10 protein-coding genes are annotated in these 11,056 nt (G+C 56.7%); 8 read left to right on the top strand and 2 right to left on the bottom strand.

From position 1 onward, the window contains the following. Positions 1-188: 188 nt before the first annotated feature. Positions 189-413, bottom strand: a complete 225-nt coding sequence (locus tag VA603_RS06210; RefSeq protein ID WP_323438264.1) for a helix-turn-helix domain-containing protein — start codon at positions 411-413, stop codon at positions 189-191. A gap of 179 nt (positions 414-592) precedes the next feature. Between VA603_RS06210 and VA603_RS06215 the strand changes: the two genes are divergently transcribed. From VA603_RS06215 to VA603_RS06250, 8 genes are all read left to right on the top strand, one after another. Beyond that, positions 593-1,279: a J domain-containing protein gene (locus tag VA603_RS06215; RefSeq protein ID WP_323438265.1), complete on the top strand. Its 687-nt coding sequence runs from the start codon at positions 593-595 to the stop codon at positions 1,277-1,279. Between the two features lie 20 nt (positions 1,280-1,299). After that, complete coding sequence (locus tag VA603_RS06220; protein ID WP_323438266.1) at positions 1,300-1,515, top strand: hypothetical protein; 216 nt, start codon at positions 1,300-1,302, stop codon at positions 1,513-1,515. A 2-nt stretch (positions 1,516-1,517) separates the two neighbouring features. Continuing rightward, the gene (locus tag VA603_RS06225; RefSeq protein ID WP_323438267.1) at positions 1,518-1,784 is read left to right on the top strand and encodes a hypothetical protein; all 267 of its coding nucleotides are present in this window, start codon (positions 1,518-1,520) and stop codon (positions 1,782-1,784) included. A 105-nt stretch (positions 1,785-1,889) separates the two neighbouring features. Further along, the gene (locus VA603_RS06230) at positions 1,890-2,840 is read left to right on the top strand and encodes a toxin-antitoxin system YwqK family antitoxin (RefSeq protein ID WP_323438268.1); all 951 of its coding nucleotides are present in this window, start codon (positions 1,890-1,892) and stop codon (positions 2,838-2,840) included. A 94-nt stretch (positions 2,841-2,934) separates the two neighbouring features. Continuing rightward, positions 2,935-3,552: a hypothetical protein gene (locus tag VA603_RS06235; RefSeq protein WP_323438269.1), complete on the top strand. Its 618-nt coding sequence runs from the start codon at positions 2,935-2,937 to the stop codon at positions 3,550-3,552. 731 nt (positions 3,553-4,283) lie between these two features. Further along, entirely contained in the window at positions 4,284-6,200 is a 1,917-nt protein-coding gene (locus VA603_RS06240; protein WP_323438270.1) for a hypothetical protein, read from the top strand. An 8-nt stretch (positions 6,201-6,208) separates the two neighbouring features. Continuing rightward, entirely contained in the window at positions 6,209-9,397 is a 3,189-nt protein-coding gene (locus VA603_RS06245) for an RHS repeat domain-containing protein (protein ID WP_323438271.1), read from the top strand. Next, entirely contained in the window at positions 9,394-9,879 is a 486-nt protein-coding gene (locus VA603_RS06250) for a hypothetical protein (protein ID WP_323438272.1), read from the top strand. Before VA603_RS06245 ends, VA603_RS06250 begins: the two co-directional genes overlap by 4 nt. 96 nt (positions 9,880-9,975) lie before the next feature. Here the strand turns inward: VA603_RS06250 and VA603_RS06255 are convergent. Beyond that, a partial coding sequence (locus tag VA603_RS06255) for a hypothetical protein (RefSeq protein ID WP_323438273.1) occupies positions 9,976-11,056 on the bottom strand: 1,081 nt, incomplete at its 5' end.

An 11,056-nucleotide genomic window follows, 5' to 3' on the forward strand; every position in this document is an offset into this window, starting at 1 on the left:
GACCGACAGGCTCGGGAGATGGAGCGCGCTGCTGCTGGAAATTGGCGGCAGAGGGCGAAGGTGAGGGAGGCCGCTAGCAGGCTTCGCATGAGAGCCGGAGCCTGCTTGCTCAAGGCGCTAAAGATTGAGGAGGCGGCCGGCCTCTAGGGGGAGAGGGTCTGCATTCCAGCCCCTTCAGATCCTTACGCTCACTCGAGAAGAGATCCTGGTGGGACATCAAGAGCTATTGCGATTCGCTCGATGTTGTAGATCGTCACGTTCTTTTCGCCGCGTTCGATCATGCCCACGTATGTCCGATGGACACCGGCAGCCTCGGCTAGCTCTTCCTGAGAGAGTCCACGTTCTCTCCTCAATCGCCGGACATTTCCGGCGAAAACGGTGACCAATCGAGTTTCGTGGGATGCACGAGCCATCGGCAGATGGTCTCGATCTGAATACTACTATTCGACATACTACGATTAGCATTGCGGGTATTGAGGTAGGGCAAAGGTCGAGTACGGAGCTAGACCCCTTGGGGCAGCGGAATTGAGCAGCGAGCAATCGAGTTCTGGCCAAAAAAGCCGCTTGGTTACCGCTTCTGCAGGGAAAAGGGATGTCCGAAGAAAACCACTACGAAGTCCTCGGGGTACGCCCCGAGGCACCTCTCTGGGAAATAGAGCTGGCCTACAAGGGCAGGCGGAGCCAGTACCACCCTGACCGGTACGCCGCCGGCGACGAGGCTGCCGTGGCGTGGGCAACGGCCAAGATGCAGGCCGTCAACAAGGCCTATGCAGTCCTCAAGGACCCGGACCAACGTGAACGCTTCGACCGTAGCCAAGCGTCGGCCGGGCCAGCTGATCCAGGTCCCCGGACGGAGCGAGCCAGGGCCCCAGAGCCCCCACCGCTCCGTTCGCTTCGGGAAGTACTGGAAGGGCTCGAGTTCAGCAACGAGCCCTTCGAGCGCGTGTTCGTGGCTCCCCACATCCCCAGGAAGAAGCTCCTGGGGGCTCTAGACAGCTACGGGGAAGGACTACGCGCCCAAGACGTCGTTGTCCTTATCGACGACACCGTGTTCGGCGGTGCCAGGGAGGGTGTGCTGATCACCGAGGCCCAGATCCGGGGCAAGGCCAAGTTCGAGGCGGTGGATACCCGGCTGCTGGGGTGTCTAACCCAGATCACTGCCCACGGCGCTGGCGTGCGAATCCATGGCGAGCCGTTCATCAGCTTGAGCATTCCCAACCCTGATGACCTGCGACTGCTGTTCGAGGCCGTCAGTGAGCATCTGAAACAAACCAACTAATCCAACCAACGAGGAAACACATGAGGTACTTGATAGGCATGTACGGCGTGACCGTACTTATCGCTGCGATCTGCTTCGATATCTGGGGTCGCTACGCGTACAAGGGGTTCTTCTACAACCTGGGCCAGGCGCTGGTATGGCCTGCGGTAATGTTCCCCTCGGTGGGGAAGCTGCTCAGCGGGGTGATCTGGATCGTGGTGATCCTCGGGATCCTGATCTTGGTGAGGAGGCGATAGGCATGAGCCGACTATTCGCATCCCTCCTGATCCCGGCCATCGTCCTGATGCTGGCTGGCTGCACCAGCGAACTGGACAAGGTCCGTGGCCAGTTCATCGATAGCTGCATGAGCAGCGGCGCACCGAAGTCCAACTGCAAATGTGCCATCGACAAGCTGCAGGACCACTACGGCGAGCAGGGACTCGTGGCGATCAACAGGCAGGGGCGTCCGCCCTCGGACTTCATGGATCAGCTCGCCAACGCAGCTGAGCAATGCCGATATCAGTGACGGCCCCCAATCCATAAGTCCTGCCCGCGCGGCCCTGAGCCCTATTCCAGCAGGCTCCAGGGGCCACGCACTGACCACTCGTAGAACCCACCAACAAGGAAGCACATGAAAGGAATGAAGTACGTATCGCTGGTGGCAGTTGCCCTTCTTCTGGCTGGCTGTAGCAAGCCGGTTTTGGACTGGCGCAATGCTGATCTGAGCAATGGCAAGATCTTCGAAGGGGGCGCCAATGAGCCATTCGACGGCCTGGTGACGGGCGTTCCCCATAACCAGATCGAGCAGCATCTGGGGCCGATCAGGAGGATTCTGCAGAACCTGGACACCAATCAGCCGACCAAGATGACGATGCTCCTGGGAAACCTGGACTACATCTGCGACGTGGATGTGGAAGACGGGCTGGTCGGTAGTTCCTTCACCTGCCGCTATCCGCGATCCGAGGTGGTGGCGTACGAAGGCCATCGTACAAACGGGGGGCTCGACGGTGAGACGGTCTTTCACACAAGGAAGGGCAATCCCGGGGTGCTTCTGACCATGAAGGATGGGAAGGTCAATGGCCCCATCAAGATCTACTACGCCGATAATCCAGAGCAGCTCTCCTACGAAGCGACGGCTGTCAACAGCGCTTTGGAAGGGGAGGCCAGGAGCTACTATCCCAGCGGCAAGGTCAAGGTGAAAAGCATCTTCAAAGGGAGCGCTCCGGAGGGTCTGTGGGAGGCCTATTGGGAGGAGAATGGGGCGATCTCAGAGCGCATCCTCTACAGCGCCGGGAAGATCGAATCCGCCAGCTACTACCTGCAAGATGGCAAGGAATACATGCAGGAATCAGAGATGCGGGAACTGCATCGCTCAATCTTCGCGAGTGACGACTTCGTGCTGACCCCGAAGCAAGCCGTGCTTCTGGAGGAGGCAGAGCAGCGAACAGGGGCTATCAGGCCGGTAGGCCCGTCGATACGTGATGCCCGGTACCAAGAGGAGCAGGAGCGAATCCGAGCGGACAAGATCGCCCGTGGGTTGGATCCCAATTGCTGGGTATGCGACGGGTCTGACAAGCGATAGCGATCTTCGGTGGAACTGGAGAGCGGGCGTGCATTGGCACGCCCGCCATCGTCGCGGCTTCTACTTTTGCTCCTTAGTGAGCTCAGGAGATCGAATGAAGAGGATTGAAGTGGTTACCCTAGCAGCTTGCGCGTTGCTGGCAGTTGCAGGATGCAAGAAGGAGGAGGCTCTTACACAGAAGGGCGATATCAACCTGGCAGGCTGTGAAGTGCCGGCGGGATTGACACCCGCGGAGGCGGAGGCGCTGGGATGCCCTTCGGAGGAAGCTGGGCCCGTGCTTGCATCGGGGCCTGTAGCACTTGCCTCAGATGAAACAGTGATCAATGAGGCCCTCACGCGGGTGGCCTTCACATTTGATCAGTCAGAGGAAGACGTTGAAGCCCGGCGTTTCGCAGAGGGCGACCTCAACGGGGATGGTGTTAGCGATAAGGTGGTGCTCTTCGTACTGCAGGCAACCAATGGTGGCAATGCCTATGCCACCCACGTCGCTGGATTTGTTAGCGAGGGGGGTGTATTGCGATATACCGATGCGATCCCGGTAGCAGGCTACGGAGAAGGCGTTCAGGAGTTCTCGGTGCAGGACGGAACACTAACAATGAGGATCCTGACGCAAGGGCCAGATGATCCGACCTGCTGTCCATCCGTGGAGAAGAGGGTCAGCTATTTGCTTCACCACGGGAAGTTCATTGAAGCGAACCCCGTAAGAAACTAAATAGATTAGCTTTCTGTACAGGCGCATTGGGAAACTGCTCCGATCGTCACGCCGCAAGCCGACGGAGACTCTCGATTGACATCGGATCATTTGTGGGAACTTAGAGAAATTAGACGGTTGAATTAGTTGCGAGCAGTCTATGCGTGGAGCGTGCTCATTTGCATGATTTTCTATGGGTGAATTGAGCGGGAAAGTCAGGACGGCTTTGCCGGACGTTTTCCAGTCGTAGCGAGCCCGCTCAATCCCCACCTTTTCCAGCCCAATAGCTGGTATCCGGCGAGTCTGAAGTGCTGTATTGAAGCGGAACCCTGTTGGTTGCTCTCGTTGGGCTCGATTCCAGCGGCGCTTCTTGGGCCATTCGATCCAGGCCGTCAACAGCGATCGGGGCGCGCATAGCTGGAAATTTGGCGGTCGTGACGGGATCTCGGGCGTTGTCCTGTCCCTTAATGGGGTGGGACATTGTCTTTCAACTCTGGGTGAATACTGCGGCGCGGCATGTCTTTGGCCACGTGCTGTGATTACATCTCTATTGCCATGCCAGCACTCGAACGGGATTCGATGGTCTTCCGGTTGAAGCTTCGTATGCTGCAGGCAGCTGACAGAACGCATGATCGACGATTCCGGATACCAGGATCGGCGGGGGAGCTACAAGGGGGCGTGACTTGGCGCTTGAGAATCGGCGTACGAAGCTAGTCGCGCGACAGAGCAACCATGTCTTTTCTAGGGATGACATGTTCAGATCGATTCTAGGTTCAGCCGTCTTGGCATGTGTTGCATTCGGAGCTTGTGCGCAGCAGGCACCGTGGGAGAGCTATTCCCAGCACATCAAAAACCGCAGCGGGGTTAGTGAACTCAAAGGCGACCTCTTTGGTGAGAGCGTTGACCTATACAACGGCCGCGTCTCATTCAAAGTGGTTGATGTAGAGCTGGAAGGTAGCTCGTCGCTACCCGTTCGCGTGGCGCGCAAGCTATCGCTTCGAGATCCAGTAGTTCTATCAGAGACTTCCTTGTACAACGCACCAATGGAAGATCAGTCGTTCGCTGATTGGACGCTGGATATTCCCAGGATTACGGGCGTTTTCGCGCGCCAGCTTCAAGGGAACGTTCTAGGGCCCAATGGAATAGATTACAATCCACAACGGACCTACTCCTGGTCTGACCAGCGCTGTTCAGGTCAACGAGTTCCGCCGGTAATCGGTGAGTTCTTTGCTTCGGACTATTGGTCAGGGCTGAACATAGAGATGGACGGTGGCGGAGAGCTGCTTGCTCCCAGTAGTGGGTTGCCTTCGCCTAGTGTGGGTGGGCCATATAGATGGGTTACGACCGGAAGAGTTTGGGTCTCATGCCTTCCATCCATCAGGAATGGCAGCGGTGAGGGCTTTCTGGCGGTTGGGCCCGACGGTACGAAGTACTGGTTCGATTGGATGGCGGAGTTCTATGAGCCACCCCAGCGAAAGTCGTTCTATTACTCAATTCAGACGCCAACTGGTGGTTTCGAGGAAGTCTACGAGCAGGAACTCATCAGGAAAATGAGTGCTCTCTATGTGACGAAGGTCGAGGATAGGTTCGGGAACTGGGTTTCCTATTCTTATGTTAATGGTAGCCAGCAGGCAGTCCGTATTGAGAAAATAGAATCTAGTGATGGGCGAAAGATCACATTCACTACCAGCCCAAATGGAAGAATTTCATCTGTGGCATCTGATGGTCGCGTCTGGAACTACGGTTACACGGCTTCGGGCGATGCACTTACTTCCGTCACTCTGCCTGACGGAAGTGCTTGGCAGCTAGGTCTAAGCAATTACAGTAAGTCGCTCCTGCTTAGTCAACAGTATCCAGCCAGTTGCAACTACCCTGGTGCGATCAAGTCAGCAGTAGCAAATGCTGTCCTCACGATGAAACATCCATCCGGTGCTTCGGCCGAATTTGAGTTCGCTCCGACGTTGCACGGTCGGAGTAGTGTTCCCAAACAATGCTTGGCTGATCCGCTAAGCGATGGTCCTGAGTACGGTGCAGATTACTCGGACTATGTCCGCTTCTACTGGGTCAATAGCTTGGTCCGAAAGAAGATATCCGGCCCCGGAATAGATGGCCTGCAGTGGACCTATCAGTACAACGGAAGTCAGCTTGCTGCACAGGCGCGCAGTCTTTGGAATTATTCTCCGAACTACATCCCGCCTGGCAGTTGGGTTGCTGGCCCTTATACCTGGATTCGCCTGCCGGACGACGGCCAACCCCTGAACGCGCCGACGGTCTATTCAATCATTGACCCGAAGTGCAATCTCGATAGTTGCGCGAGCTACGTGTCTACCGACATCAATGGGCCCGCTGGGTTCGAGAGGCACACATACGGGAATACCTATAGATACAACGAACACAAGTTGATCAGGATAGAGCGGGGGGCAGCACCCAGCTCTGTTCTTCGGACGGATGAGCTTCAATACGATCTGAATGGAACCGGGCAGCCTTTTGTTCGCACCATTGGCGCTACGCGGCAATACAAAGGAGAAGGGCTGATAAACGCTGTCGTTCAGCCTCTTAAGCGCAGCAGCGTGAAGCAAGATGGGACCATCTTTACGAAGACAATCGATACGTTCGATGTGCTTGCAAGGCCGCTGAGCGTCACCGCGACGAATAGTCCATCACCATGAGAGCGAAGATGAGCAAGCTAAGACAACAGGGACTCGTCTGGCCATTGATGTGTGTAGGGGCATCTTTGCTGCTCAACGTGGACTTGGCTCTGGGGCAGTCGTCCACGCGGACAGAGACGATCACTTACCACGACAACACGACGAAGTGGGTTCTGGGGCAAGTGGCAAGTCGTTCGGTCAATGGTGCTGTGGCCGAGCAGACGACCTATGATGCTGTCACTGCCATGCCATTGCAAAGCTGGTCGTTCGGCAAGCTTAAGCAGACCTTGACTTACAATACTGACGGCACAGTGGCTACGGTCAAGGATGGCAACAACAACGTCACGACGCTTGCTGGCTGGAAGAGAGGCATTCCGCAGTCGATCACCTATGCAGACGGCAAGACTCAGTCGGCCATCGTCGATGACAGAGGTTGGATAGCGCGCGTCACTGACGAGAATGGATACGCCACCAACTACACTTATGACGCCATGGGGCGCATGGCGAGCATCGCCTATCCCACTGGAGACACGGTTGCGTGGAACTCCACCACTCAGGCTTTTGTCCAGGTAGGCACTGCCGAATACGGGATTCCGGCAGGACACTGGCGTCAGACGGTAACAACCGGCAATGGTGTCAAGATCAGCTATTTCGATGCCCTGTGGCGGCCGTTGCTAGTGCGCGAGTATGACTCGGGCAACGTGACTGCCACGCAGCGCTTTACGGGCTACGAGTACGACCATGAGGGGCGGGTGGTGTTTACCTCGTATCCTTCGGCAGCGAGCAACCCGGATAAGGGGATCTGGACAACCTACGATGCTTTGGGGCGCACGAAGTCGGTGTCGCAGGATTCAGAGTTGGGGTTGCTGGCGACAACCACGGCTTACCTGAGCGACGCGACAGGTCCTTACACTTTGGTCACGCAACCGGGCGGGCAGCAGACGCGGACCTGGTACCAGATGTTCGACCAGCCCAGCTACGATGCGCCGGTGAAGATCACACATCCCGAGGGGGCGGTTACCACGATTGTCCGGGATGTATTTGGCAAGCCCACGAGCATCGTGCGCGGCAATAGTGGCGGTACGGTGCAGGCCACGCGCACCTATACATACAACACCAATCAAGAATTGTGCCGGGTGGTTGAGCCGGAAACCGGCGCCACCTTGATGGGCTATGACGCCGGAGGCAATCTCACATGGTCAGGTAGCGGATTCGGCGCTACGTCCGCCTGCCATGCCACCGGCCAGACTGCGGCCATTCTGGCGCGAACCGCAGCTCGCACTTATGACGTGCGCAACCGACTCAAGACGCTAACGTTTCCGGATGGTCGGGGAAACCAAACCTGGACCTACACCGCCGATGGTCTGCCCAACACGGTGTCTGCCGACAATGATGGTGCAAACCTAGTTACCACACAGTACACCTACAACCGTCGGCGGATGCTGACGGAGGAGCGGATGCAGTGGAACCAGATCAGTTGGCCCATTAATTACACCTATAACAGCAATGGCCATCTGAGTGTCGAGAAGTATCCCAATGGGCAGAGTGTCGCGTTTGCACCCAATGCACTCGGACAGCCCACCCAGGCGGGCACGTTTGCCACCGGGGTGAGCTACCACCCCAATGGGGCCATCAAACAGTTCACCTATGGCAATGGCATCGTCCACACGATGACGCAGAACGCCCGGCATCTACCGATTCGCAGCATGGACTGTGTAGTGGTCGGCTGCACGGCGGCCGCCGACAAACGGCTGGATCTGACCTACGGGTTTGACAAGAACGCCAATGTCAGCCAGATCACCGACAACATCGCCGGTCGTCAGAATCGCAGCATGGTGTACGACGGGCTGGACCGAGTGACGTCGACGACCTCGGCGATGTTCGGCACAGCCACCTATGCCTACGATGTTCTGGACAACCTGATACGGGTCAACGTTGCTGGAGGTGGTGCAGCCCGCAATCACTTTTACTGCTACGACACCAAGTGGCAGCTGACCAACGTCAAGACCGGCAGTTGTAGCGGCGCCAGCGTGATTGGCCTGGGCTATGACGTACAGGGCAATCTCAACAACAAGAACGGCAAGGTCTTTGACTTCGACTTCGGCAACCGCCTGCGCGGCGTCAATGGCATTGCCAGCTATGTCTACGATGCAGCGGGGCGTCGGGTTCGAGACTACACCACGGCTAGCAAGTACAGTCTTTATGCCCAAGACGGGCGATTGATGTACAGCACCGACGGCCGGCTGGGTGTCAGCACCCAGTATGTCTATCTGGGTGGCAGTCTGGTCGCATTCCGTGAGGCGGTAGGTACGGTCATCACACCGAAGTACCAGCACACCGATGCGCTGGGCAGCCCGATCACGGTGACCGGCGCAGACAAGGCGGTGCTGGAGCGAAACGAGTACGAGCCCTATGGGCAGGTGGTAAACGCAACGGCGAAGGATGGGCCTGGCTTCACGGGTCACGTACTGGATGCAGCGACCGGCATGAACTACATGCAGCAGCGCTACTACGATCCGCAGATCGGTAGATTCCTGTCAGTGGATCCGGTGACGGCCTACAAAAATCCCGTTGGGGCGTTCAATCGATATTGGTATGCAAACAATAATCCGTATCGATTTACCGATCCTGATGGACGCTACGCCTGCACTAATAATGGTGCGACTTGCAGCGTTAGGGATGCCCGCCTCACCGACTCGTTTGTTAAAGCAGCAGCAGCAACACATGGGAAGATGAGGGACGGCAGTGCCAAAACTCAATTAGGGAAAGTGCTAGATATCATTGGTACTGCCGGCGACGGGAACGGATTTACGATAAACCTTGCGTCGTTGGGCGAGGGTGTATTAGGGCAATTCTCAAAAGGCGGGATGGATCTTGATGCTCAGCAGATTCGTGGAACAGCTTCAAGAACGGGACTTAGAACAGATGTCGTCGGAGGCATGGTTGTTGGCCATGAGGGAGTGCATAAATGGGATAGCATGCAGCCCGGCGCCCGGCCGAGTTACTTTCCTGCAACAGGCATTGAGAGAATGGTGACGGAACTTAATGCGTATGGCATGAGCTCCGCGATGGCCAATGCGTTAGGCATTAGGAATGCCTACAATCAACCTGGAATGTCGCTCGCGGATCGTCGGCGCGCTATTTGGGACGGTGCAAAGCGCTCTTGGGAAGGAGCCTGTGCGAGTGGAGGCGGGGGTTGCTCGGGATATGAGCCATGAATAAATTCGCCGTTGCCTTCGTCGGCTTTCTGCTGACCAGCTGCTCGAACTCTCCAATGGAAAATCCCTACTGCAGGGCAGTTCTATCAAGCGCACCAACGCGCGAGCTGCCTGTGCGGGATGTATACATCTACGGAACACTTGAGCATGGAACAATATTAATTAATCCATCGTGCATTCAGCCCGTCTTTAACTTTTACAGTTTTCACGAATCGATCTCTCCCGCAGATGGCGCAGCCGGCCGGATTCGCGAGTTTAACAAGAAGGTATACGATCAGCCTGCCGCCGCAAGCGGTCTTTTCAAAATTAGCGGAACTCTTAATGTCTATCCTGAATCAAGGCTTATTGAGCTCTACGATCTATATAAATTCAAGGAAGTTGATGAGGCCGAGGCAAAATTTGTAATTGGCAGACTTCGCCAAAGTCGGAATGAAGCGCCCAAGCCTCCGCCCCGCCGCTCTGACTCTGTCGACTCCCCGTAGTCCAATGCCTGGCTGAGTTGAAGTGGTCGGTTAGTGGTGCTGACGGAACTCGGCGGGCAGCAGCCAGCCAAGGCTGTCGTGTGCGATCTCGGTGTTTTAGTCGGCCAGCGCCTTCTTTTCCCGCTCGCGTACTTCTCCGAGATTGTGGAAGACGTACATATCCAGCACTCCCCGCCGGAGCGCATTGAAACCTGAAGTTAGCAGCAAAGACGCGGTGCTGATTGAGGCCGCCGTCTCAGCTATGTATTTGTATTTCTGCTCAGAAAAGGATAAGTAGTCTCTTACTCGCGGGTGCATAAGGTATGAGTCGAGGCCATCCTCGTTCTTGCGGGGCGCACCACGCGTGGAGACGGGTTTCCTGCGCGGTTTGCTGCGCCGGAAGTCCTGGTGCTTGTCCGTCGTGGTTCTGAGCACGCAATCACGCTTGGTCATGTAAAGGATGGCGTGACGCATTCCCAAGAGCTTATGGGCATTGGTGGCATGGACCAGGCCAAGACCATTGAACTTGTAATGGCTTCGACGCACGTAGCAGTTGAAGTAGCTACCTCGGTTCGCGCCAACGATCTGCTGCCACAAGAGGCCCAGCTGCTTAGTCAGGCCCATGGCGTTGGAATGCTCATGGCCGTCGAGAATCACCATCCAGTGCCAGTGAAGGCCTCGGTCAATACCGTGCTCGCACTTGCAGATCCAGCCCATGGCTTTGGGGAAGCGCTTGCCTTCATACAATAGGCGGCGAAAGCGAGCTGCTGCTCGGTCACCCTCCTTGGCCAGATCCCAAAGGCTATCGCCCTTGCGCATATACAGGTCCACACGCAAGACCAGCAGGCGTGAGCGACGGGCGAAGCAGTCGAGGATCAGCTTGCGAGCGCTGGAAAAGTTGCTGCCAGCTTGGCGCTCGTACTCGGCTCGGGCGTTCTTGAAGCGCCAAGTGCCGCAAGCCCGACGCACGAAGGCGACAATGCGCTCGAGAGCGGTGACGGCGTCCATATCCAAGCTGCCCTCGATCACATCGTCGTTCTTGTTCAGCCAGTGGCAGGCGTCCTTGGCCCAGCGGCCCATCGCGCGCAGCATGACGGTCATGGTCGGGCTAAATAGGTCGTTGCTGTGCTTGGTGGTCCAGTCCTCCAGCTCATCCGTGCGCAGCATGTAGATCTTGCAGCATGCGAGAACTTCCTTG

Source organism: Stenotrophomonas capsici (assembly GCF_034961085.1).
Lineage (GTDB): Bacteria > Pseudomonadota > Gammaproteobacteria > Xanthomonadales > Xanthomonadaceae > Stenotrophomonas > Stenotrophomonas capsici.